Here is a 25556-nt window from a genome sequence, read left to right on the forward strand (position 1 = left end):
CTTTATTTTATTTTTTTCATACGAGACAAAAAACATACGACAGTTTTAGTTTTCATTATTCTTGTTTGCTCACTTTTAGCTGACAACCTGAACTATTTTTTTGTGAGAATCTATTCTAACAGTTTTATTGTTTCAAACTCGTGGTACATAGCCAATTTTATTGTTTCTCTTATTCTATTTCAGCATTTACTAAAAAGTAGAAAGTTTTTAATTTCACTATTAATAACGGTTTTTTTCATTGGTTCAATACTATCATTTACCTACTTTTTCAAGCTCACAGAGTCCAATACCTTTATACGGCTATTTAGTAATAGCACTTTTATATTTCTGTCACTAGCGTTTTATTTAGAACTATTAAAAAAGCCTGACGGCCGACTCAGAAAACATCCATATTTCTGGATTGCCTCTTCTTTCTTCATTTATAACAGTGTTTTGTTACTTCAAAGCTTGTTTAAAAACTTTCTCATTTTTGACCTTCAAATATCTAAAGCTGCATATGCTTGGATTCTGTTTATTAGTTTATCCGCTAACATTACTAAAAACTTCATCCTCTTCTACGCACTCGTCCTTATAGATAAAGGCTATCCTGATACCTTAAAACCAAAATCAGCAAAGGCATGATAGAGATTGTCGTGAATATCGTAGTATATGGGACAGGGCTTATCTTTGGAGGTGCACTTTGGTTTTTGTATGCTTTTTCGAAAGCCTATCATTCCAAGAATAAATTACAAAATTGACGTCTTCTGATGTATTCTGGATTTTTGCGGATCTGAATCGATATTCAGGCATTCCGGGAATTTTGTTTTTCCTTTTTTTTATCAGGCAGTGGAAGTCAAACGCTGCAATCCTCTTCTACATCGTTTTTACAAGTTTCATATTTGATTTTTCGATCTATATCTACATCAAGCATTTTTATCCAAATAGCTACATCGGCAGCAACTGGTGGATTCTTGTTAATTACTTTCTGATGTCCTGGTTTTTTGTTCGTGTATTGCCGAAACTCAAAACAGTCATTACTGTCCTTGCTATAATTTTTGCACTTACGGCCATTATTTCGTTTGGTTTTTTCATGACCTTTCTGGAATCAAATACCATTACCTGGGTCTTTTCTTCAGCTGTTTTTCTCACACTATCCGTATTAGGATTTCGTGAAATATTAAGCAAACCAAAAGGAGAGCTTTTAAAAATGCCGGTTTTCTACGCATTGACAGCATTTTTCGCTTACTATGCTCTTACATTTCTCAAGGGGCTTTTTATGCAATACCTGGTATTTGAGCTGGAAATCACCTCCAAACAGCTCTTTCCTATCAATATGGTCAATCTTTTTGCCAATACATCAAAAAACTATATGCTTTTCTTTGCTATGGTTCTCTTGCATAAAGGTGTCTATGATCCAATCTTAAACCCTAAAACAGATGGAAAGTAAAGTCATTTTGCTTGTCATCATCGGGACCATTGGTGTAATGTTAATGGCATTTTCTGTGGTATTCTTTGTGCTTTTATATCGAAGAAAAGTCCTCGAAAACCAGCTTGAAATGCAGGAGGTAAAAACAAAGCATCAGGAAGAAATGCTCAATGCGACTTTAAAATCTCAGGAAGCTGAGCGTAACCGGTTGGGTACCGAATTACATGATAGTGTAGGAGCCATGCTTTCTTCTATCAAACTAAACCTGCAGGTAACGAAGAAGAAAGAAGGAGTCGTTTCTCTTGAGCCCATCCTGGGTCATCTGGACGAAACGATTTCACAGGTTCGAAGCATTTCACACCAGATGATGCCTATTATTTTGAAAAAATATGGGCTTAAGCATGCTGTTGAAGATTTGTTTGAAAAAATTTCTTCGGATGAGATTACTGCGAGCATCATCGAATGGGGAGAACAAAAGTTAGCCCATGAGGATTCGCTGATGCTATTTCGTATCGTTCAAGAACTAGCAAATAACTCATTAAAGCATGCCAACGCTAATAAAATAGAGATTTCACTCACCAACGATAGAGGAACAATCCACATTTGCTATCGCGATAATGGGGTTGGATTTCCAGAAGATGTATTAAAAAACAGCAATGGCATGGGTTTACTTAACATTAAAAACAGAGCCCAAGCTATTCATGCTGGTGTTAGTTTTTCCAATAGCGATACAGGTGGGGCCAAAGTAGATTTGGTAATAGAGCATTCGATTGATTAATTTGTGATGGTCAACCGAGTGAGACATGAATCAACCAGAAAAGCTAAACATCTTGGTCACAGATGACCATACCCTTTTTCGTAGAGGTACCATGATGCTCCTTGAGTCATTTGATGAGGTGGGAAGCGTAGGTGAAGCAGAAAATGGGAAGGAAGCGTTGGAAAAACTAGAGGAAGGGTCTTTCAACTTGCTTTTACTTGATCTTGAGATGCCGGTTATGGACGGCTGGGAAACCGCAAAAAAGACCGTTTCTAAATATCCAGAAGTAAAAATCATCATGATCTCGATGCATGATTCACTTCAGATTATTTCAGATTTGATTGAGATAGGTGTTCATAGCTACCTTTTAAAAAATGCCGACCCAGATGAGGTACATAAAGCCATTGTATCGGTTACAAATAATGATTTTTACTACAACCAATTAGTTTCCAAAGCGCTTCACAAAAAAGTACAGAAAGATGGGTTGGATAAAGGTGTAGCAAGGCGCGCAGATATCAGCCCTCGTGAAATTGAAATCTTGCAGCATATCTGTCAGGAACTCACCATGAAGGAGATTGGTGAAAAGTTGTTTCTTAGTGAGCAAACCGTACACACACATCGAAAAAATCTTATGCGGAAAACCAAAGCGAAAAATGCAGTTGGCTTGGTGAAGTTCGCTTTTCAAAATGGAATAGCTGCATTTTAGGCACTACCCACTTTTGGGTATTCTAATACCACTTTTCAGGTAAAATTATAATTAGCTCTTTTCGTAATTAGCTCTTTTTCAGCGCATTACAAGAATAATGCTTGGTTCAGCCTGTTTGAGTACAGTTTGTGAATTCCTGGATTGTCTAATTTCATATTGTCATTTATTACAAACAATAGATGATACGCTCTTAGGTTGATGGTTAATCTATGAAGATGCTGGGAGTCCAAGGTTTTCGCTTAATCCTTTGGTTTGCCAACTATCTCACTCACATAGTGGGCTCCCTGGCATTTTCTATTTAAGAAAACACTTAGTAAAATCCTCACTACCAATCCTGTAAATATAGAAAGGCCCGTTCCCGGGCCTTTTTTTTGGGTTTTAAGTTAAGTCGTCCTACCACTCGAAGTGGTAGGACGGCTTCTCCTACTTATATAACTCTTTTCCTGCCTCATAATACTTATCGCCTTTCACCCAGAATGGCGCCTTCTTCGCATTGCCGATCATGCGACATGCGTAAACGTAGCTTCTAAAGAATTTTTCCAGATAGACATAATCCAGGGTTTCAGGATTATCCCCCGGCTGATGATAATACTTGGTAATCTCAGCATCAAAGGCGGTAAAGCCCATACCGAAGGTTGGAGCTGGAATGCCTTTTGCCGCGAAACGTACATTATCTGATCGGTCGAACAAATTTTGATCCGGTGCAGGATCGTCTGTGGCTTCAAGACCAAACGCTTTGCATGCTTCTATGATCATTTCATCAGCAGTGGTTCTTCCTAATCCAATGATCGTTGCTTTTGAAGTGTCATTGTATCCGCCATTGTCTGAATTGAAACAGTAAACCATTTTGCTCAATTCGATTGGTGCATTATCGACGAAATACTTGCTTCCAAGCAGTCCTTTTTCTTCTCCGGTAAAGAGGACAAAAAGCGCAGAGCGCTTCGTTGGGTTTGCTGCTATACTTTTTGCTGCTGATAATACAGTCACAATCCCGACAGCATTATCTCTTGATCCATTGTAAATACTATCCCCATTGGCATCCGCTTGTCCTATTCCAACATGATCGTAGTGAGCAGAGTACACAATAAATTCGTCTTTTAATTTTGGGTCTGTTCCTTCCACATACCCAACCACATTTTGACTTATAAAATTTTCACTTTCTGATTCACCGATAACGATAGATGCGGGTTTCTTAGAATCTAGAAATGAAACATCCTCAACCGATCGGTTAAGCCAAATATGAGAAATAGAGCCCTCTTCGCTAGTTTCATTGATGATCACTTGCTCACGACTTAAATATCTTACCAGGAAATTCCATGGTAACTGAGCAGAGCTATAAAGTTCAATTAAAGCCAGACCACCGAGTTCTTTTACTTTCTTTCTTTTTTCACCAGATAGAGTGAACCATTCCTGAGGGTTTTGACTCTCACCGTCTCCACAAATCGTAAAAACAACCTTTCCTTCAATGTTTTCTTTTGTTAAATCATCGGGCATACCATATTTGGCATAATAAAACGGCTGATCAAAAACGCTTTCATCTCCATCAATTACCACAAAGTCAGTATTCAGCATCAACTCCGTTTTTCCCACTTTTATGGCTGCTGTTTTTCTTGGTGCCACTTTTTTCATCGGCACTGGCTGCATGTATGATTCCATGCCCGGCCCCATGTTTACACCGTATTCCAGAAACCGGCTTTCAATATATTTTGCAGCAATTTTTAATCCTTCAGAAGGTGTGTCTCTTCCCTTAAGTTCGTCAGAAGCCAGAAATCCAATGTGGCTTTTGATGATTGCCTGGTTTGTCGCTTGTTCTGCAAGCTCTTTATCTGTTTGGGCCCAAAGGAGGGCTGGGACAAATAAAACCGTGATTAGTGAGTAGATTTTTTTCATGGATTTAGATTTTGCTGCCAAGTTAGCTCAAAGAGTTAAATGAAAAAGGCCATCCACCGGCGTAGATGACCCATTCATCATTAACCACTACTACTACTATGTCTAATTAAAAAATTCGTAAATACCAGCTACTCCTTGTCCACCACCAACACATGCGGTGACCATTCCGTATTTACCTTTTCTTCTTCTCATTTCATTGAACAGCGAGATGGAAAGCTTTGCGCCTGTACATCCCAGCGGATGACCAAGTGCAATGGCTCCTCCATTTACATTTAGCTTGCTCGTATCCAAATCCAACCCTCTGATAACTCCAAGCGACTGAGCAGCAAACGCCTCATTCAACTCGACAAGATCCAGGTCATTTTGTTTCAAGCCTGCTTGCTTCAATGCTTTTGGCACTGCTTCAACCGGCCCTATTCCCATGATTCTGGGGTCAACACCAGCTGCAGTATACGAAACCATTCGTGCGATTGGCTCCAGATTGTGCTCCTTCACCATTTTCTCACTCATTACCATCACAAAAGCTGCTCCATCTGAAGTAGGAGAAGAATTTCCCGCTGTTACTTGCCCGCCCTGCTTAAATGCCGGACGAAGTTTGCCAAGGGTTTCCATATTGGTTTCTTCTCTCACACATTCATCTGTGTCTACCACAAATTCTTTCTTATGTCGTTTGCCGTCTTCACCTACAAAAGTTTCCTCCACAGTGATTGGCACAATCTCATCTTTGAACTTTCCATCTTTGATTGCTTTGGCTGCTTTTTGGTGAGATTCCATAGCAAACTTGTTCGCATCTTCTGCTGAGATATTAAAATCCTTTGCCACCTCTTCTGCCGTCAACCCCATGTTTAGGTAATATTCCGGGTGCTTTTCAGCAATCTTCCAGTTTAAGGCTGCCTTGTATCCCATCATCGGCACCAAAGACATGGACTCTGTTCCTCCGGCAATGATACAGTCTGCTGTGCCTGAATGGATTCTTGCACAGGCTAGGTGAATTGCTTCCAGGCCAGATCCACAATACCGATTGATAATCATGCCTGGTACAGACATAGGAAGAGAAAGGAGAGAAATGTATCTGCCCATTTGTAACCCTTGCTCTGCCTCAGGAATTGCGTTCCCAACTATCAGATCATCCACCCGTGTGGCGTCAAATCCTTCAACTGACCCAACCAGATGCTTGATCACATCTGCCGCCAAATCATCCGGTCGGTAAAATCGGAAGCCGCCTTTTTTTGCTCTTCCCACCGCCGATCTATATCCTGCTACTATATATGCGTTCATAACTTATTTTTTAAGATTATTAGAATTTGGACACTAGACTCTAGAAAATTTATCAACTAAAGAACGTGTCATTTTTTGTAATTCAATTAGTTCCAATGATTCTTTTGCAAGTTGTTCATCAGAAATAAAGCCGACTCTATTTGAAATTATTAACTGTGTTTCTAACTCAAATTGAGAGCCGAGAGAAATAGAAAGAAAGTTCGAAAAGTCTTTGTCTGTCTTTCTGCCAGCACCTTCAGCAACGTTAGAAGGAACCGAGACAGAACTTCTTCTCATTTGTGAAACGATTCCAAATTTTTCCTCACTTGGAAATCTTGAAGTCAACTCATAAATATTTTGAGCGATATCAATTCCTTTCTTCCAAACATGTAATTCTTTGAAATTATGCATCTCTAACGTCTTTAGTCTAAAGTCTAATTTCTAAGCGGTTTCCCCTTGAAAAGAATACTCTGTATTCGCTCCAACGTTTTAGGCTCTCCACACAAACTCAAGAAAGCTTCTCTTTCCAAATCCAGCAGATATTGCTCTGAAACTTTTGTCGGTGCTGACAAATCTCCCCCTGCCATAATCCAAGCTAGCTTTTGGCCGATCTTCTGGTCATGCTCTGAAATGTAGCTTCCATATTTCATCCCACTGATTCCTGCATGGAACATCGCAAGGGCTGATTTGCCTTGTACTTTGATGTTTTCTCTTGGAACAGGTTGAGTATATCCAGCATCAGCTAACGCTAAAACTTTCTCCTTTGCATCTGTTAACAAACGGTTCCTGTTCAACGTGATTTCATCACCACCTCTGAGGATATTCATCTTTCTCGCTTCCGCAGCAGAAGTTGCCACTTTCGCTGTAGCGATATTCATGAAGTATTCCTGAAGCGTGTTTAGTTCAGGATCTCCAGGTGTGTATTCATCGGCGGCCCGAAGCGTCAACTCTTTGGTTCCGCCACCACCAGGAATCAGACCTACACCAACTTCCACCAAACCAACATACGATTCTGCATGGGCCTGAATGGCATCACAATGTAGGGACAACTCACAGCCGCCACCAAGTACAAGACCTGAAGTTGCTGCCACAACCGGCACACTTGAAAATCGTGCTTTAGTCATGGTGTTTTGGAATGTTCGAACCATCAGGTCGATTTCATCAAACTCCTGATCTACTGCGTACATAAACAACATCGCAAGGTTTGCACCGGCTGAGAAGTTTTGGCCTTCATTTCCAATGACCAATCCACGATAATCATTTTCTGCCATGGTAATGGCCGTGTTGATTCCTTCGATCACATCCGCATCAACAGAATTCATTTTCGTGTGGAATTCGAGATTCAATACACCATCTCCAATATCGTAAATGGTAGCACCCGGCTTCTCCCATACCACGTTGCTTTCTTTGAATGCATCAAGGAAGATTAAACCCTCAGTTCCGGGGATTACTTTGTATGATTTTGAAGGAATATCGTAGTAGTGTTTCTTCCCATTTTCGAATTTGTAGAAAGATTTGTTTCCGCCATCCAGCATTTCCTGAACCCAGCTGGCTGGTTCCATTCCTGCTTCTTTCATTTTAGAGGCTGTTTCCTCAACACCAAGCACATCCCAAGATTCAAATGGGCCTAGTTCCCATGCAAATCCAGCTGCAACAGCCTGATCAATTCTGTAAAGCTCATCTGCGATTTCCGGAATTCGATTTGAACAATATTTGAACAGGTCGTAAAAAGTCTTTCTGAAGAATTCGCCGGCTTTTCCATCATCCTTCAAAAGGATTGGAAGACGACCTCTTACATCTTCGATGTTTTTGGTTTTATCCATCACATCGAATTTGGCTTTTGACTTTTCCTCGTACTCAAAAGTCTTGAGGTTGAGCTCAAGAATCTCCGACTTGCCATCCTTCTTTACTTTCTTGTAAAAGCCCTGACCGGTTTTATCACCCAGCCATTTTTCATCCGAAAGTTTTTGAACTACACGCGGCAGTTTAAATATCTCCCTCGACTCGTCTTTTTCGAGCGCAGCGTATAAGTTGTTGGATACATTAACGAGCGTATCAAGCCCTACAACATCTGACGTTCGGAATGTAGCAGACTTTGCATGACCGATTACCGGACCGGTTAGTTTATCTACTTCATTTACTGTTAATCCAAGCTCGTCTACAACATGCATGGTAGACATCATGCCGTATACTCCAATTCGGTTGGCAATAAATGCCGGCGTGTCTTTACACAATACTGTCTCTTTTCCCAGATACAGATCTCCGTACTTCATGAAGAAGTCTACAATCTCCGGATCCGTTTTCTTTGTTGGGATAATCTCCAATAACCTTAGATATCTCGGAGGGTTGAAAAAGTGCGTTCCGCAGAAATGTTTTTGGAAATCTTCGCTTCTACCCTCCAGCATCAAATGAATCGGAATGCCGGATGTGTTGGATGTGATAAGCGTTCCCGGTTTTCTTTCCTTTTCTACTTTATCGAAAAGTGATTTTTTGATTTCAAGATTCTCTACAACTACTTCGATGATCCAATCAACGTCTTTGATTTTGGATAAATCATCATCAAAGTTGCCTGTCTCGATCAATCGAGCTTTGGATTTGTCGTAAAGTGGTGATGGGTTTGATTTTATCGCTGTTTGTAGCGCGTCATTCACCAGCTTGTTTCGGGCGGCCGGATTTTCTTTTTCCTTATCGGACAAATCACGTGGCACAATATCCAAGAGCACCACCTCTACACCAATATTGGCGAAGTGACATGCGATACGTGAGCCCATGATTCCCGATCCAAGAACAGCTGCCTTCTTAATGGTTCGTTTCATAAGTGTTTATTTCCTTTTAAGATTTAATGATTGGGTTGTAATAAGCCATCAGCTGCAAACTCTTCTGCAATCTGATCGGCTACTTTTTTGAACAAGGAAGGGTCGTCTACAATTCCACCGATCTCCTGAAGTACTTCGAAGAAGACGCTTAGCTTCTTCTCATCAACCAGTGTTCGGATCTTTGTATTGAATTCGCGAACAGCACGTCTGGAAAGCTCCCGCTTTTCTTTTCCTATATCCGATAAGAAAACCCGGACCGATCTTCCGTCTATTGCATCTTTCTTCCGATAAACCCAGCCCTTCTCTTCCATGGATTTAAGCATACGAGTAAGGCTTCTAGATTCCATCCCCAGCATAGGGGCAATTTTAGTTGCCGGTGTGCCGTTTTCCACATCAATATTTAATAGCACAAATCCGGTGGAAGCCGTCAAATCATAAGGCGAACCGAATTGGTTATACATTCGGGAAACGCCATGCCATAAAGCTTTTATGTTGTAGTCGACCGTTTCTTCTCTTTTCATGGTGTATTAGCTTATACAGTTCAAATATAGGAAAATTTGTTATGCATGCATACTATTTTTTGTTCCTTCTGCTTATTATAGTTTTGAAATATGAAGGATCAGGAAATACCGGGTGATTTTTATTCATTCGAAACAAATACGCCTTTTGAGCGATGTATCGAATGTGAAAAGTATCTCTTACATGAAGATACTGAATATATCATAGAAAAAGCAATTAAGAATTACGAGGGGTATCCGGCCAGGGATGTGGTGTTTGACTATGCGATATGCATGGACTGTGCAGAAAAAATGAGGCGGGAAGTTTCAAAAGAGTCCTGGCAGAAGATGATGCAGTACTTTCAGGAAAACATGGATGTACAACACCGGATTGAAATGCAACAACAGTCGGCCGAAGAAAACTTACAATCCTGTATGATAAAAAAAACGAATGTGAATGAATGTAGGGAGTACCAAATCTACGCACACTGCAAAGGCAACAAGCTGAACATGGAGAATCCACCCTATATGATTTCTGGAGAAGTAATGGAGGAATTAATTCCACTTCTTTCTGATAAAACCATTGATGAAATGAATGGTTTTTTGGATAAGCACTTTTCACCTGATCCTTCGCTCATGGAGCCTGCTCCTCCGAGATTGATTTTGGTTTAGTTTATTTAACCGCAGAGGGAGCTGAGTTTAACCACCGAGAGAACGGAGTTGGGGCAGAGAATACGGTGAGTTATTTTTTGAATTGATACGGATGGCTCCAGTTTTCTATGGTTTGTTGTGACCAGCTGTTTAATGCTCCACTCAAAAAAAGAAGGATGAAAAACCTTTTCACCCTTCTAATCTAGTGTATCTCTTTAAAAAAAAATGATTTCTTTCGATCAAGCCATCTCTGGCTCCAAAGAAGGTTTTGATTCATTCTTTGAATCGATTGTTACTTGCTCCAGTGCCTGCTCGATATCCCAAATCAGATCTTTGGGGTTTTCAACCCCTACGGAAAGTCGAACCAGTCCATCGGTAATTCCATATCTCAGTCTTTCATCCGGATCCACTCCCGCATGAGTCATAGATGCCGGGTGCTGCGCCAATGATTCCGTACTTCCCAAACTTACGGCTAGCTTGATTAGCTTCAGATTATTCAAAAACTGGAATGATTCTTTTTCTCCACCGTTTAAAATGATGCTTAGCATCGCTCCTCCGGATGAGAATTGTCGATCGAAAATTTCTTTTTGCTTAGTCCCTTCTTTAAGTGCACCGAGATAATGGATTGTTTTCACTTTCGGATGCGCTTTGATTGCCTCATAAACATGCGCTGCATTGTCGGCTTGTTTTTCCATTCGGATTTTCAGCGTTTCCAAACTTCGAAGCAACAACCATCCCGTCCATGGTCCTGCCATGTTTCCAAGGAATGTCCGCATTTCTTTAATCTGAGCAATCAATGCTTTGCTTCCTAAACAAGCACCTGCAATCACATCACTATGTCCGCCAATGTATTTGGTGGCTGAGTAAAGTACGAGATCCGCTCCATGTTTCAATGGATGCTGCCAGATTGGTCCCATGTAAGTATTGTCAACTGCAATAAGTGGTCGCTCGTCTGTTGTGAAATTTTCTGCGATCGATCGGCACATTTCCAGATCCACGAGGTGATTGGTTGGGTTGGCAGGTGTTTCCACATAGATCATCTTTAGTGGATGTCCGCTTTCTTTCACCATTGTTTCAATCTCTTCCTGAGTTTGATTCGGATCAAATCCCATAACATTCACACCAAACCTTGGAAGAACGTGTTTTACAAAATGATCTGTTCCTCCGTAGATCGGATTGCTGTGCAACAGCAAATCACCAGGAGACAAAAACTGCATAAGCGCAGTTGTAATTGCACCCATTCCACTTTCAAAAACAGCTGCATCTTCTGCCTGATCCCAGAGCGTCAGTCTGTTTTCAAGAATTTCAAGATCGGGATTATTTAGTCGGCTGTAAATCAAACCCAGCTCTTCGCCTTCATTCTTTTCTCTTAAGCCGTAGGCCTGTTCGAAAAATGCTTTTCCATCTTCGGCTCTTTCGAAAACAAATGTGGACGTTTGGAATATGGGTGGCTTGATGGCTCCTTCTGATAATGAGGGCTTGAAGCCATAGGACATCATTAAACTTTCCGGACTTAGATTTTTCATAGCGTGATATTTTAATCGAAATTGGATGAATTAACTATTAAATTCAATTGATATAGAAAAATCATCTACTAATTATTATTTTGACAACTCATTTATTCTTTATTTTATCCTAAAGTTCGGACTAAACAGAAACATGATGGATGACATTGATAAAAAGCTGGTGGTGCTTCTCCAGGAAAATGGAAAGTTGACCATGAAAGAATTAAGTGCCGAGTTGGGATTGAGTATCACACCGATTTATGAGAGGCTGAAACGGCTGGAGCGAAAAGGCGTGATCACCGGCTATCATGCTTCCGTCAATCCGAAAAAAGCCGGATTTGGGTTTGAGGTGTTTTCTTCCGTGACATTGGAATCACACAAGGCAGATTATTTACGGGAGTTTGAAGTGGAGATTTCGAAATTTCCAGAAGTAATGGAATGTTACCACCTGGCAGGGTCATTTGATTTTTTGCTAAAAGTGCTCGTGAATAATATGGACGGCTATGCCGATTTTGTAAATAAGAAACTGGCTAAGCTTGACAACATTCGACTGGTACAAAGTATGATGGTGTTGAAGAAAGTGAAACAAACAGATGTCTTACCGCTAGTTGACAAAATCTCCGCGTAGTTGCCGAAATCTTTTCCTGGCTTCCGCCGAATACATGCTACCCGGATACTCAACCAAAAATTGTTGGTAGAGTGATTTTGCCTGTTCCACATCTTTGAGCTGCTGCTCCACAATTTCCGCTTTCTTAAACGCAGCATCGTCAGCCAAAATATCGTATGCGTAAGAGGCTAAAATTTTGTCGAGGTATTCGATCGCACTGATTGTGTTTCCATTTTCCAGTTCCAATTTCGATTTGAGCCAAAAAATCTCATCCGTGATTGAGTGGTGCATGTACTGTTCAAGCATTACACTCAATCGTTGGTTAGCTTCCGCCTTTTTATTCTGAAAAATCAACAACTCGATGTTTGCAAATTCCTGCATCACTGCATCGGTGGTATCGAGTGCGGTGTTGTCCGTAATGAGCATACCGAGGGAAATAGCATCATTGGAAATTTCCCTTGTGGTGTTTTTTTTCAGGATATCTAAATGTCCTTTCGCCAAAGCAAAATTTCCGGTGAAGTAATGCAGTCGGGCATTTCTCAATTTTGCATCATATCCGAGCTGATGACTTTTGTATGCTTTCTCCACCTGAGAATACAAAAGTGTAGCCTCCCATGGTTCGCCTCGTAACAGATAGATGTCACCCAGGTCCAGTTTGCTCTGTGAAAGCAACTGGCGGCCTGCTCTTGGGTCCGTAACGAGTTTGTTGAGGAGTTGTGCTGCGAAATCAATTTCATCCAAATAAAAGGCGTGTAACAGCGCCTTACTTCTTAATGCGTCGAAAGCAGTTTGTGACGGGTATAGTTCATCGTAGAGAGCCTGGTATTGATTCGCTAGTTCTCGAATCTCCAATTTGTTGATCGGATAAGTATTCTTGATTTTTTGCTCTTTCGAATCCATCCACAGCTTTCGGGCAAACTGATAGTTTCTGGAGTTTGGATATTGACGTGCTACATACTCGAAAATTTCTTCGGCATCATCATACGAATTATTTTCCATTGCAATGCGTCCAATATCCATGGAGCGATCTCCCGGGCGTTGGTTTCTTTTATCAATGGCCCTGGCTTGGATGAACGCTCCGTAAAAATTTTTTCGCTGAAGCTCCACCCAGAGTAAGAGTTCAGCAAACTTGGTGTCATCCGGCTCCTCCTGCATTTTACGAATAAGTGTATTTTCTAACTCATTCAAATCTTCTTCCTGTTGAATAAAATTCTGAAGTAGGTTTTTAATGTAGCTGAGTCGGTTCGGACTATCGGAGGCATAATTCAAATACTCCTCGATCATTGAGGCTTTGTCATTGACCATGCGATAAATGGAAGCAAGCTCCAAAGCATGAACCGTTGGGTTATTACGCGCTTCTCTTGATTCTTTAAAAAACCGAATGGATTCTTCATAAAGCTGTTCGTTGGCAAAATACTGTGCAAGAATACTCAGTTGGAAAGGGTTTGATTTTGATTCCTTGGTAAGATCTTTAATGTAACTGTTGAGTTTTTCCGTATTTCCAGATTCATTATATACTGCTGCGAGGTTTGCCTTGAATTGCATATTAGATGGAAAGGTTTTGATAGAGCGTTGCAAAAATTTTTCTGCAACATCAAAATCTCCGGTAGCTTTTAATAACGTGAGATAGTTTCCAGCAATCAGCTGTAGGTTGTATGGATTATCGGATAAGTCTTCGTAAAGCATCCGAGCTTTCTCCAGATCACCTTGCTGATAATATTCATTGGCAATCTGAATTTGATCGTGGCTCTGTGCAATTATCAGATTAAGTGGGAAAAATATGTAGAGTAAAGCCCTTCGGATCATTGTTCAATTAATTCACATATATACATACCTTATAATATTATATAAAGTTTAATAAAATACTATTCTTATTATTAGGGCTGTGGATACGTGGATAAGATAAAGAGTTAAAGTTTGTATTTACGGATTGTTTATAAGGTGGATTTGATTTTTTCTTATTTAACAGTGTATTCACATCTAATTAATTGAAAACGAGTTGTTTAATGCTTTTTGTGGATAATGCGTAATTCTTCAATGTTGGAATCTTTTTGTATGAATCAAAATCATAAATTGTCGATAAGGTAGGATTTGTTAAATGTTATCATTTCCGGATATTCAATATTTATAATTTGTGTGTTAAGTCTATTAGTTATCAACTTTCTTAAAGCCGGTTATGCACAGGATTAGAAAGTTATGCCCAACTCTACAACCCAATTTTCTCTAATGCTTGTTTCCTGACGATAAAGGAATATTTGTTCAGGTTCCTGATTTTTGAGCAGGTTACCGTATGACCACTTTCCATCTTTGTTATCATCAATTAGTGCTCTTACAGTATAGTTACTTGGTTTAATAGTATTGAAGGTGATGTTTTTTTCATTTGATTTTTGATAGGCAACTTTTCCATTCTCGTCAATTAGTTGGATAGTAAAATGAGTTTCATCTGTTTGCACTGTCAATTTCAAAACACCTGCTGATTGTTTAGTTGGCTTAGACAGTGGTAATGCTTTTTGTGCTGAAGTGTCATTTTCAACAGATACAAAGCCTCCTTTATCAATTATAAGTTTAAGTGCGGGTTGTTTTGGTCCGGCAGAAATGGATTGATTAATTGGATCATTTGAAAGAGAATCAATTGCTGTTGTATCTCTGGGCAATGTTTTTTCATAAGCAGCAAAGATGCTGTCGGGAGACCACTTGAATTGCAAATCAAGTGTAGTGAAATTGTGATTCCATTTTGACTTAGGAAATACCTGAAGTGAAAAAGTACTATCCGCTTGAATATAGAATTTGGAAGAGTCTGATGACTTGATTGGTTTGTTGAATTTTAAAGAAATTCTATTCGAATCAGTTATAAACAATTTTGATTCTTTAATTGAGTATGTAAAGCTGGACGGCTTTCTATTGGATTGTAAAAAGACATAGTTTATTGTGTCTTTAATTTCATTGTTTAAGCTGTCCTTGACGTAAATGATAGACTGTAGACTATCGCCATAATTGATAGTGTCTGGTTTGTAAACTCTTAAAACATCTTTTTTATCTCCAACTACTTGATGATATAAATAATCTGGAGTGATTGAATATTCATCTGGAGTTTTGTTGAATTTAATTTCTAGATAAGGTCCTGCAGGTCTTGCATTGATAAGTTTGATTGGTTTTACATTTTGCAGAATTGTTCTAATTGGTGGAAGAATTGTACTTGAATCTAAGCGAATAGTATCTTGAAGAAACCCATGTGCTTCAGTTTCAGGATCTAAAATGAAATTGCTGTTGTCATCATTAAATGCGAGGATTTTATAAACTCCTTTTTTAATGTAATTAATTACATAGTTTCCGGAATCATTAGCAGTAGTGAAATACATTGGATTTTCTGAGAAGAAATCAAGACTGTCTGAAAACGGGTATAGCCCAACAACAAACTCTTTACCTGGCTCTTTAGTTAAGAGTTGTTCTACAGATCCCTTTATTGATAGACTGTCAATGTATTGACCTGTACTGAATGCTATCGATAAATTAATAGCTGGGTTATTTTCTGTAATATCTGTTACACCATCAGCAAAATTGAAGTTGTAGGTAGTAGAATCTTCTAGTTCTCCTTCCAGCTTAATAATTAATTTATTACGCTTAGCAATTGACTTATAGTTAATATCAGTTTTAGGTGTAATTATTAATTGCTGTTTAAGCTTATCAGCAGTAATAAATTCAGAGAATTCTAATTCAATTTCACTGGAATTAAAATTGGTGGTTCCAGAAACCGGATTTGCATATATAAGTGTGGGTGGAATGGTGTCTTTTGGACCTCCTGTTGGCCTACCGGGATTAGCACATTGATGGAAGGTAATATCAATGAATATAATAAATAGGATGATGGTTATGAAATCCTTCATTTCCTGAGAATGTAGATCAAACTTGAATATTGATTGGTTTTGGCTGCTTTTTTGTTGGATAGTTGGCCGATTCTTAAAGCATTAAGTAAGCTTCCTTTAGGTTTATATTTCTCACTAAGCAAAGAGACATAATATGAATCGAATAGCATTGGGATTGTTTCAACCAGTTTAAGTTTTGTTTGAGTAGCCAATGCTTTCATTGATACCTGATCAAAATGATAGAGATGTCTGGGAACATCGTATGCTGCCCAAAACTCTTGGTAATGTTGAGCGTCAAATGATTGGTAATTTGGAACAGCTAATATCATATGTCCTCCTTCTTTCAATTTCTTTTTTAATGACTTAATAGTTTCTTTAAGATCGGACACATGTTCAATAACATGCCATGCAGTAATTATATCCACCTGGTCATTTACCTCACTTAATTTTTCTATCACCGATGTGCCATTTTTTGATTTAGCAATAACTCTTGCTTTTTCATCAGGCTCATATCCAAAAGCCTGCCAATTATTTTCTGTAGCAGTTTGAATGAAATCACCTGTACCACAACCATAATCCAGCAATTGACCAGATTGAGTATTTATTTTATTGATAAGGTGCACTTTTTTACGAAGGGTAATCTTTCTAACAACCTTGTAAATAATATTAATAAGGGAGTTGGCTCTATCTGTGTGCGAGATGTACGCGTCGCTTTGATAATATTTGGGTAGGGATTCCTCATCAGGCCGTGGGTTTGTAAAAACCAAAGAACAATTTGAACACTTTACTAATGCAAAGCTTTCTCCCGAAACAGAATGATCATCGCAAATGATTTGATTCTGAAACTGGGTATGATTACAAATGGGACAATTATCTAATTTTTCGTACATTATCTACCTAGGTAAACCATTAAAACAGAAACATCAGAAGGGGATACACCGCTAATTCTGGAGGCCTGGCCCAGAGTTTCTGGTTTTATTTTCAATAGCTTTTCTTTTGCTTCGGCTGATAATGAAGGTAGTTGGTTATAGTCAAAGGTTTTTTTGATTCGCAAGTTTTCGAGGTTGCTCATTTTTTCAGAGTTCTGCTGTTCTCTATCTATGTATGTTTTATACTTGATTTGTATTTCTGCTTGCTCTATCACTTCTGTTGAAAAGGAGTTCAAAGCCTCTTCTATTTTTCCAGAGAATAACTTAAAATCATAGATCGATATTTCAGGTCTTTTCAAAATTGTAGCCAATGACGATTTGTCTTTTATGGGTGCCGATGATAGAGCTGCAAGTTTGTCTTCAGCTTCATTAGGTTTGAATTGTATTTCGTTCAATAGGCTAATTAACTTTTCTGTTTCTTTCTTTTTGTTTTTAACCTGTGATAACCTTTCATCAGACGCTAATCCTATGCCATGACTTTTCTCTGTAAGTCTTATGTCTGCATTGTCCTGACGTAATAACAAACGAAACTCAGCTCTGGATGTAAACATTCTGTATGGTTCATCTGTACCTTTATTGATAAGATCATCAATTAGTACACCAATGTATGCCTCGTTTCTCTGAAGTATAAATGGGGCTTCTTCAGCCACTTTCAAATGGGCGTTAATACCGGCCATCATTCCCTGGCAAGCTGCCTCTTCATAACCTGTGGTTCCGTTTATTTGTCCGGCAAAATATAGATTTTCGATCAGGTTGGTCTCTAATGTATTTGAAAGTTGTGTAGGCGGGAAGAAATCATATTCGATTGCATAGCCAGGACGAAACATTTTTACGTTTTCAAAACCTGGTACTTTTCGTAATGCTTTGAACTGCACACCTTCCGGAAGTGAAGTAGAAAAGCCATTAACATATATTTCTACCGTGTTCCAGCCTTCCGGCTCTACGAAGATTTGATGCCTGTTTCTATCAGCAAATCTGTTGATTTTATCTTCAATTGAAGGACAATATCTTGGCCCTAGCCCTTGAATTCTGCCAGTAAACATCGGTGATTGTTCAAAACCTGACTGTAGTATTTCATGTACTTCGGGATTTGTATATGTAATGTGACAGCTTCTTTGTGTGGTAAGAGGTCTTGAAGATTCAAGATATGAGAATTTGCCAGGGATTTCATCTCCCTCCTGTTCCTCCATTTTCGAATAGTCCAATGAACGTCCATCTACTCTAGGCGGAGTTCCAGTTTTCATTCTGCCAGATTCAAAGCCTAACTCCACAAGTTGCTCTGTTATTCCTGTTGCTGCGCGCTCACCGGATCTACCACCACCAAATTGTTTTTCTCCTATATGAATAAGACCATTTAAGAAAGTACCATTGGTAAGCACCACTGCTTTGGCGGATATTTCTAGTCCAATCCCAGTCTTTACACCGGTTACTCTGCCATCTTTAACGAGCAGTCCATTCACCATTTCTTGCCAAAAGTCCAGGTTTTTAATGCCTTCCAGTGATAGCCTCCATTCTTCTGCGAAGCGCATACGATCGGATTGCGCCCGAGGGCTCCACATAGCAGGGCCTTTAGATCTGTTTAGCATTCTAAACTGAATCATTGATTTATCCGTAACCAGCCCAGAGTAGCCACCAAGCGCATCTATTTCTCTAATGATCTGCCCTTTAGCTATTCCGCCCATAGCTGGGTTACAAGACATATGAGCAATGGTGTTCATGTTCATTGTTACCAGCAATACTTTTGAACCCATGTTTGCAGCGGCAGCAGCAGCTTCACAGCCTGCATGCCCAGCGCCAACAACTATAATATCGTACTCTTGAAGCATAAATTTTCAATGTTTCACGTGGAACCTAAGCAGGATCCACCAATCAATGTTTCACGTGGAACTTAATTTTTCAGCAAAGATAAACAGGCATCCTCTTTTTCTCTCATGACTTTTTGCTGCTCCTCGGTTTTGTCACCAAACCCAAGCAGGTGCAAAACACCGTGAATCATTACTCGGTTCAGTTCATGTTCAAAAGAAGTTGATTGTGTCTGAGCATTTTCTCTGACTCGATCGATGCTTATGAATATGTCAGATTCAATGATTCCTTCTTCTTCTGAGTTGTCAAACGTGATAATATCTGTGTAATAATCATGTTTAAGGTGCTCTTTATTGATTTCCAATAAATAGTCATCGGAGCAGAAAACATATGAGATCTCAGATAGTTTGTGGTCATGTGCACGAATGACCTCTGTGATCCAGTCAGAAGTTTCGGTTGGTTTGGTTAGTGAAAAGTCAGTCTCTTCCGAATAAAACTGAATGGCCATTAAGAAAGGTAAAAACTTAGTTCAGCGACTCTCCCATCTTTTTTGAAGGATACTTCATCGCAAAGATTCTTCATTAGAAAAATACCCCGTCCTCCAGGTTTGCTGATGTTTTCCGGAAGTGTTGGGTCGGGGAGGTTGCTATAATCAAATCCGGGACCTTCATCTTCAATAGTGAATTTGATTTGTGACTCTTCAAGGGCTAGCTGAAGATGCACATTCTTTTTGCTGTCTGATCGATTTCCGTGCACAATAGCATTGTTTACAGATTCTGTAACAGCAATCATGATATTTCCATATATATCATCATTCAATTGATATTGATCTTTTGCATTATCAATGAAACTTTCTACTATCCTGATATTTTCAGGAAGCGATGGAATCTGTATTTGAATGTTATCAATCATTCTCTTCGTCTGAACTTAAGCGTCTAAAATAGTCGTTTACTTCTTTTTTATAAAATGGATTTAATTCTATTGGAATAGTTTTTAATAACTCGATCTCTTTTTTCTTTAGTTCAAGATATTTTTCAAAGCCAGGAGGTATCTCCCGAGAGATTACAGAAGGTTTCTGTGCTTCTCTTTCTTCATCCATTTCCTGATTTCTTTGCGCTTTTTCTGCCTCCAGCATTCTGGTCATAATTTGTTTCTGTCGGTTGATTAACTGCTGGGTCAGTCTTTTGTTTACCAAGTCTACTTCGTTTTGCTCCATCATATCGATGGCACGTTTAAGATCATCACCACCGATTCCTCCTCCAGGCTTACCGTCTTCAGCTTCTTTCAGCATTTCCATTTGTCTCCGAATCATTTCTTGCTCTGCTGCAAGCCTGGCGAGCTCTTCAGAAAGTTCTCTGCCAGATTTTCCTGAGCCTTTTAGCTCATTGATTTGCTCTCCCAACTGATTTTGCATTTCCTGTAGATCCGGCATACTTTGAGATTGATCTTTCTTTCCGGAGCTGGAATTACCCATAGCCTCCGACATAGCCATCTGCATCTGCTGCATCGTATCGTCGAGTAATAATGCCAGATTATTAATAGATGTCATGGCGAATTGCTGACTCGAAAGCGCACGCCCACGGTTTCTGTCTTTCAAATAGTCAATAGCTTCATCTATGTTGTCGTTTATTGACCCTACTTCACGGGTTACATATGAAGATATTTGAACAACTTTTGAAGCCAGGGATAGCAGGCTGTCCTGAATTACTTTCGCATCGTCTTTAAGTTTTAGCTGATTTTGTGAGAGCTCAAGGAAACGAGGGTCCGACTGACTTACCTGACGCATCTCTAGCATGATTTCTTCCTGGTTAAACGAAAGCTTAACCAGGTTATCCAGTATGTCTCGGAGTTGGTCCAGGTTTGCTTGCATCATTTCCATTTGCATGCCGCCTTGCATATTCTGAAGCTTTTTACTCAGATTTTTCATTTTCTGAGCAGCATTTTTTTGCTTTTGCTGTGTGCTTTTGGATTTCTGTTGCTGAGATTTTTGACTCTGTTGACCTTGTTGGTTTTCATTTTGTTCTTTTTTATCAGCGTTTTCACCAGGCTTGCTATCCGATGATTGATTGTTTTCTTTTTCGGAGTTTTCACCAGTATCCTCTTCAGATTCAGAGCTATCATTTTCCTCACCCTCCTGATTTTTTTCTCCTTCGTTTTGATCTCCACTCTCCTTTTCCAATTGCTCCATTATCTCACGAAGTTCTTTGGCAATTTGTCTTTCTTCCAATTCGAAATCCTCAAGTGCTTCCGGTCGCTTTAGCTCCTGATTCATTTTCTGAACCTGATCCATCTTGTCTCTGAAATCATCAAACTCCTTATTGATTTCTTCTTGCTCCTCTTTCCCCGAATTTTCGTCAGCGGCTGTTTCTTGCTTGTTGCTCAAAGTATCCAGCTTCTGCAGGTTTTGCTCCAAAGTACTCTCCATTTTTAGTCTTTTGAATAGTTCAAGTGCTCTTTCCAGGTCTCTTTCCAGGTTTTGCTCACTTTTCTTTAACTCATTCAACTCTTGGCTGACTTCCTGATCTGATGGATTATTCTCCTTCAACAGCTCCTTAAGTTTTTCATAAAGCTTTTTGGTTTCTTCATCCATTAGCTCATCGAGCAGTTGTTGCATTTTTTGGTTTTTTTCCTGCAACTGCTCGCTTTGTTTTTGGAATCGGTTACTGGATTTCATTAAATCTTCATGTTGCTTCTTAAGCTTCTCAATCTCTTCGTTTAGCTTTTCTCTATCTTCAATAATATCATTAAGTAGCTTTTTTTCCTGCCAGTCTACTTTTTGTTCTGATTTTAGCCTGTTTTCGATTTCTTCTAATCGCTCTGCTATTTCCTCTGCTTTTTTCTCAGTATCGCCAAGTTGATCTTCAACTCCATCCTGTTTTTCAGAAATTAATGCGTCTATTTCATCACTACCGGGTGTTTGTAAAATGAAGACATTGGCTTTTGTTTCTTTAGGTCCATTTACCTGATCATTGTCTTTAACACTTATAAAAACTTCTAAAGACTGGCCCTGCTGTATATTTAGCGAGTCAAGATTCCAGTTGGCATAAAAACTCTGACTCCCTGCCTTTTTATTAATATCTAAAGGGATACGTGTGTATTCTTTTTGTTTTTGTTTTCGATAATTTATGAATAAGCCGGTGAAACCATAATCATCTGAAATGGATCCTGCAAGTGTCAAAAACTCAAATCCAATTGAATCCGGAAAATATTGAGCAGCAATTTCAGGAAATTCATCTTCAATTACATCAATGGAATACATGAGTTCAGATTTATTTTTACTAAACTCATTAAAGAGTTCAATTTCATAGCTCCCATCATTAAAAACGCGCTCTTCAAGACTAAAGCCTGACTCGTCTGTTCTGCTTAATCTCAGTTCTTTTTCATTTAAGATGATAGAAGCACTATCGGATGCGAGCGTATTAATTTGCCACAAAACGGTGGACCCTTCCAGTATCGTAAGATCGCCAGTATTCTCGATGGTTCGTATTTGTCCTCCGGTGTAATTGGGTTCAGAAACACGAATAAGCATTGAGACCAGGTCTGGTCTGTTTCTTACTCGTACATTATATGTTTTTGACTGAAATCCAGCCGCCTCAAACTGTATTTTTTTATCTGTTTGAATTTTTGGGAATGTGTGTGAGAATGTTTTGTCCTTAAGAGAATACGCTGAGGCATATCTTTTTTCATCGATGATTAAATAGACAGATTCAGGTAGCTGATTACCGTCAACCTTTGTGGTCAATGTAAAATCTTCACCCCGGAAGGCCTCTAAGCTTTTGTTTTGCACAAAAAATGCAAAAGGAGCTTTAGGTACATACTCTTTTTTGAAGTTGACTATTCGTTTAGAGCTCTCAGATATTAGGGATGGGTTGATAAAAGACACGAGTGAAAATCCTACAATTACTATGAAAAGGATGATTCCATATTTCTTTGCAGGTCGAAAATCAACAGCCTGAACAAATTTGAATCTTTTGAAATCCTGTGATTTTTTTTCTATCGCTGCTAACAGTAGGTCATTGTTTCCTTGATTGCCAAGCTGTAATGTGTTGATTAGCCGATCTTCCAGCTCAGAAAAATGTTTTGATATTTCTTTCGCTGCATCCTCATCACTTAATCCTTTCTTTATTTTGGCCAACTGAAGACCTGGCCTTATGATCAGGGAATAGAAAGATATGAAAACAAGCAGTATAAAGCTGAAAAATAGAATTGCCCTCCCTGTGACGCCCAACCAAAACTTATGTTCCAGTCCGTTTATGCCTACGAAGAACACAGTGTTAAGAATCAAGAAGCCGAGTATACCAAGTATTATTTGACGGAAATAATACCTTTTCTTAAAAGATGCGAGTTTATATTTTATTTCTTCTAAACCACTCATAGTTGGAGTGTAAACGGACAATAAGAATCAAAGGTGCATGTTACCATCCAATTTCTTCTCTGAAATACTCTAAAATCTGAATTTTTAACAATTTCTCCTGTTCCATGAGGTCAAATCGGGGTAATTTCTTAATCAGTTTCCAATGGGGCCATCCATCTTCATCATGTCCTTCTAATTCATAATATCCAGCCAGTGAAAGGACTTTGCAAATGGCAATGTGTAAAATGTCTTGCTTTTCCTCTTTTGAAAATGACCTTGCCCCAAGTCCCAACTCCTGAACCCCAACCAGGAATAGAACAGCATTTAAATCCGCAGGTCGCTTACCGGTCAATTCTTTTAACTTATAAAGCAGCTCAACCCATTCTTTTTGCAGATCCAGATCTTTTTTATAGACCATTATTTATGATTATTTTTTCCAAATGATCAGAGATTTCGTTTCACTTCTTTTCCCCCAGAACTGTCTTAATTGTGCACAGTCTTTAATATCTGAAGAGCAATTTATATGTACAAACTGTAAAATAGACTTACCTGTAACCAGTGATCACAAAAACCCGGAAAATGATCTATTCAGGAAGTTTGCATTTGAGCCAAAGATAAAGTCAGCAAGTGCTTATTTGTATTACAGCCGAGAAGGTATTACCAGAAAATTACTACACAACTTAAAATATAAGGGGAAGAAGGAAATTGGCAAAACCTTGGGTCAATGGATGACACCAACGTTAGAGTTCCTCGAATTTGATTTTGTCTTACCTGTACCACTACACCCGTCTAAGGTGAGGAAACGTGGCTATAACCAGAGCGAGCAGATAGCAATAGGAATTGCTGAGGTCTTCGCTCTGGATGTAAAATCGGATCTGGTAAAGAGAAAAATTGCAACAAAAAGCCAAACAAATAAATCAAAGGCAGATCGGTGGATCAATATGGAGAATGTTTACTCCGAGGTTCATGAAGATTTGTCTGGCCAATCGGTACTAATCGTTGATGATGTGATCACTACAGGAGCAACCATAGGTATGCTAAGTCAAAGACTTATACAAGCCAATGTCGAATCTATTCATTTAGCTTCTGTAGCCAGGGGAAAATAAAAAAAGGCTACTCTTTACGAGTAGCCTAATGAAAAATCTGTGAGATTTAATTTTTAGAAGTTGGATCCAGCTCTAATCATTGCGCATCTAAACCCAATGGTAGAAGTAGCAGAATCTTCGAACAAGAATCTTCTGGTTCCAGGGGATAGCCAATAAGCTACATCCGCCCACGAACCACCTTTATAAACTCTTACTCTTCTCTTTGGCGGGTTGTCTGCATTGTAAGACTTCTGCAGTCCTGAAGTTTTTACCCACTCTTCTTCTGTGTAGGCTCCTTCATTACCAATATACGAGTAATCAGAATCGTAATCATCTTCAGAGTCTAGCACAGCATCTCTACGTGCTGGGTTTAGATCATCCATATCCTGGAATGAAAGCGGACGGTACACATCTTGCACCCACTCGTTCACATTTCCAGCCATGTTGTATAGTCCAAAATCGTTTGGAGGGTAATCGTAGATATAGGTGGTGATCATCGCACCATCATTTAGCTTACCAGCGATACCGGCATAGTCACCATTACCTCTCTTGAAGTTTGCAAGGAAATACCCCATGCTCTTTCCGTATGGATTTCTTAAAGCATGGCCATCCCAAGGATAAAGTCTTTTGTGTGTCTGGTTTTCATCCAACCATTGAGTTCCTATAAGTGCTTGCGCAGCATATTCCCACTCTGCTTCTGTTGGCAACCTATAGCCTGGAAGTACAACTCCAGAGCTAAGGCCTGGAACTGAACCTGCTGATGCAGCAAGGTCTCCACCCTCTGCTCCTGCAAAAGCATCATCTCCTGATGCAACAGGGTCAAGGTAGCCAGCATCTTCAGCTAACTTTAGGTTTACAACTGTAGTTCTCCACTTACAATAGTTTACTGCTTGTCTCCAGTTTACTCCTACAACAGGAAAGTATCTGAATCCAGGATATCTGTAGTAACTATTTACGTATGGGTCGTTGTAAGCAAGGTCTTTTGCCCAAACGGTGGTATCCGGGAGGTTGTTTCTCCAGTAATAATCGTCTGAGTCTTGCTTGATGTAGTATTCGTACTCTAACCAGTGGATATTAGCAACTTCTGTTTCATCCATATAGAATGAAGCAACTGTAACTGCTCTTTCCAGGTTGTCATGCGCATACATAACATCTTCTTCAAATGATCCAAGCACAGTTCTACCTCCCTCGATAAAAACAAGGTTTGGTCCGTCTGGCTGTCCCTGAAAATCACTGACTTGAAAACCACCTTCTTCGTTAAACTCCAGGCCGGTGGCAGAGCTGGCAAAACCTGGATTTTCTGCTGATGGTGCGCCTCCGCTTCCTCCAAGGAAGTTACATGCACCTAAAAAAACTACAGCCAAAGCAAAGAAACCTGTGCTCTTAGCTGCTCTCACATAATTTTTCATAACACCGTTTGAATTTGTCTTG

The 25556-nt window shown here is 39.4% G+C and carries 21 protein-coding genes; 6 read left to right on the forward strand and 15 right to left on the reverse strand.

Annotation, left to right across the window (positions count from 1 at the left end):
* The first annotated feature begins 733 nt into the window (after positions 1 to 733).
* From CHB71_RS01020 to CHB71_RS01030, 3 genes are read left to right on the forward strand one after another with little or no spacing between them, the layout of a single operon-like run.
* On the forward strand, positions 734 to 1426 hold the full coding sequence (locus tag CHB71_RS01020) for a hypothetical protein (protein WP_089355018.1): 693 nt from the start codon (positions 734 to 736) through the stop codon (positions 1424 to 1426).
* Entirely contained in the window at positions 1416 to 2183 is a 768-nt protein-coding gene (locus tag CHB71_RS01025) for a sensor histidine kinase (protein WP_089355019.1), read from the forward strand. The genes CHB71_RS01020 and CHB71_RS01025 overlap by 11 nt, the downstream gene beginning before the upstream one ends.
* A gap of 25 nt (positions 2184 to 2208) precedes the next feature.
* Complete coding sequence (locus tag CHB71_RS01030) at positions 2209 to 2868, forward strand: response regulator transcription factor (RefSeq protein WP_089355020.1); 660 nt, start codon at positions 2209 to 2211, stop codon at positions 2866 to 2868.
* 423 nt (positions 2869 to 3291) lie between these two features.
* On the opposite strand, the gene CHB71_RS01035 is transcribed toward CHB71_RS01030, so the two are convergent.
* The 5 genes from CHB71_RS01035 to CHB71_RS01055 all read right to left on the reverse strand — a co-directional run bounded on the left by CHB71_RS01035 (position 3292) and on the right by CHB71_RS01055 (position 9352).
* Positions 3292 to 4758: a M28 family metallopeptidase gene (locus CHB71_RS01035; RefSeq protein ID WP_089355021.1), complete on the reverse strand. Its 1467-nt coding sequence runs from the start codon at positions 4756 to 4758 to the stop codon at positions 3292 to 3294.
* Positions 4759 to 4860: 102 nt separating this feature from the next.
* Complete coding sequence (locus tag CHB71_RS01040; protein ID WP_089355022.1) at positions 4861 to 6036, reverse strand: thiolase family protein; 1176 nt, start codon at positions 6034 to 6036, stop codon at positions 4861 to 4863.
* A 33-nt stretch (positions 6037 to 6069) separates the two neighbouring features.
* Complete coding sequence (locus tag CHB71_RS01045; protein WP_089355023.1) at positions 6070 to 6426, reverse strand: four helix bundle protein; 357 nt, start codon at positions 6424 to 6426, stop codon at positions 6070 to 6072.
* Positions 6427 to 6449: 23 nt separating this feature from the next.
* Complete coding sequence (locus CHB71_RS01050) at positions 6450 to 8831, reverse strand: 3-hydroxyacyl-CoA dehydrogenase/enoyl-CoA hydratase family protein (RefSeq protein ID WP_089355024.1); 2382 nt, start codon at positions 8829 to 8831, stop codon at positions 6450 to 6452.
* A gap of 23 nt (positions 8832 to 8854) precedes the next feature.
* On the reverse strand, positions 8855 to 9352 hold the full coding sequence (locus CHB71_RS01055) for a MarR family winged helix-turn-helix transcriptional regulator (RefSeq protein WP_089355025.1): 498 nt from the start codon (positions 9350 to 9352) through the stop codon (positions 8855 to 8857).
* A gap of 90 nt (positions 9353 to 9442) precedes the next feature.
* Here CHB71_RS01055 and CHB71_RS01060 point away from each other — a divergent pair, with 90 nt between their 5' ends.
* Positions 9443 to 10000 (forward strand): hypothetical protein, encoded by a 558-nt coding sequence (locus CHB71_RS01060; RefSeq protein ID WP_089355026.1) that lies wholly within the window; start codon positions 9443 to 9445, stop codon positions 9998 to 10000.
* A 218-nt stretch (positions 10001 to 10218) separates the two neighbouring features.
* Here the strand turns inward: CHB71_RS01060 and CHB71_RS01065 are convergent, their stop codons facing one another.
* Positions 10219 to 11505, reverse strand: coding sequence for a cystathionine gamma-synthase family protein (locus tag CHB71_RS01065; RefSeq protein WP_089355027.1), 1287 nt, complete (start codon positions 11503 to 11505; stop codon positions 10219 to 10221).
* A gap of 133 nt (positions 11506 to 11638) precedes the next feature.
* On the opposite strand from CHB71_RS01065, the gene CHB71_RS01070 reads away from it, so the two are divergent.
* Complete coding sequence (locus CHB71_RS01070; protein WP_089355028.1) at positions 11639 to 12112, forward strand: Lrp/AsnC family transcriptional regulator; 474 nt, start codon at positions 11639 to 11641, stop codon at positions 12110 to 12112.
* Here the strand turns inward: CHB71_RS01070 and CHB71_RS01075 are convergent.
* The 8 genes from CHB71_RS01075 to CHB71_RS01110 all read right to left on the reverse strand — a co-directional run bounded on the left by CHB71_RS01075 (position 12089) and on the right by CHB71_RS01110 (position 23458).
* Entirely contained in the window at positions 12089 to 13897 is a 1809-nt protein-coding gene (locus tag CHB71_RS01075) for a tetratricopeptide repeat protein (RefSeq protein WP_089355029.1), read from the reverse strand. The genes CHB71_RS01070 and CHB71_RS01075 overlap by 24 nt on opposite strands.
* 380 nt (positions 13898 to 14277) lie before the next feature.
* A complete protein-coding gene (locus CHB71_RS01080; protein WP_089355030.1) occupies positions 14278 to 15975 on the reverse strand; it encodes an Ig-like domain-containing protein in 1698 nt (565 codons plus the stop codon).
* On the reverse strand, positions 15972 to 16844 hold the full coding sequence (locus CHB71_RS01085; protein ID WP_089355031.1) for a class I SAM-dependent methyltransferase: 873 nt from the start codon (positions 16842 to 16844) through the stop codon (positions 15972 to 15974). The genes CHB71_RS01080 and CHB71_RS01085 overlap by 4 nt, the downstream gene beginning before the upstream one ends.
* Positions 16844 to 18709, reverse strand: a complete 1866-nt coding sequence (gene mnmG, locus CHB71_RS01090) for a tRNA uridine-5-carboxymethylaminomethyl(34) synthesis enzyme MnmG (protein ID WP_089355032.1) — start codon at positions 18707 to 18709, stop codon at positions 16844 to 16846. The genes CHB71_RS01085 and mnmG overlap by 1 nt, the downstream gene beginning before the upstream one ends.
* Positions 18710 to 18771: 62 nt before the next feature.
* Positions 18772 to 19194 (reverse strand): rRNA maturation RNase YbeY, encoded by a 423-nt coding sequence (gene ybeY, locus CHB71_RS01095; protein WP_089355033.1) that lies wholly within the window; start codon positions 19192 to 19194, stop codon positions 18772 to 18774.
* On the reverse strand, positions 19194 to 19595 hold the full coding sequence (locus CHB71_RS01100) for an ATP-binding protein (protein WP_089355592.1): 402 nt from the start codon (positions 19593 to 19595) through the stop codon (positions 19194 to 19196). The genes ybeY and CHB71_RS01100 overlap by 1 nt, the downstream gene beginning before the upstream one ends.
* On the reverse strand, positions 19591 to 23061 hold the full coding sequence (locus CHB71_RS01105; protein WP_089355034.1) for a DUF4175 family protein: 3471 nt from the start codon (positions 23059 to 23061) through the stop codon (positions 19591 to 19593). Before CHB71_RS01105 ends, CHB71_RS01100 begins: the two co-directional genes overlap by 5 nt.
* Before the next feature lie 40 nt (positions 23062 to 23101).
* Positions 23102 to 23458: a hypothetical protein gene (locus tag CHB71_RS01110; protein ID WP_089355035.1), complete on the reverse strand. Its 357-nt coding sequence runs from the start codon at positions 23456 to 23458 to the stop codon at positions 23102 to 23104.
* Positions 23459 to 23480: 22 nt separating this feature from the next.
* Between CHB71_RS01110 and CHB71_RS01115 the strand changes: the two genes are divergently transcribed.
* Positions 23481 to 24146, forward strand: a complete 666-nt coding sequence (locus CHB71_RS01115) for a ComF family protein (protein ID WP_089355036.1) — start codon at positions 23481 to 23483, stop codon at positions 24144 to 24146.
* A 53-nt stretch (positions 24147 to 24199) separates the two neighbouring features.
* Here the strand turns inward: CHB71_RS01115 and gldJ are convergent, their stop codons facing one another.
* Positions 24200 to 25534 carry a gliding motility lipoprotein GldJ gene (gldJ, locus tag CHB71_RS01120; RefSeq protein WP_089355037.1) on the reverse strand — a complete coding sequence of 445 codons (1335 nt, stop codon included), beginning with the start codon at positions 25532 to 25534 and terminating at the stop codon, positions 24200 to 24202.
* Positions 25535 to 25556 lie beyond the last annotated feature (22 nt).

The organism is Ekhidna lutea (genome assembly GCF_900188325.1).
Classification (GTDB): domain Bacteria; phylum Bacteroidota; class Bacteroidia; order Cytophagales; family Cyclobacteriaceae; genus Ekhidna; species Ekhidna lutea.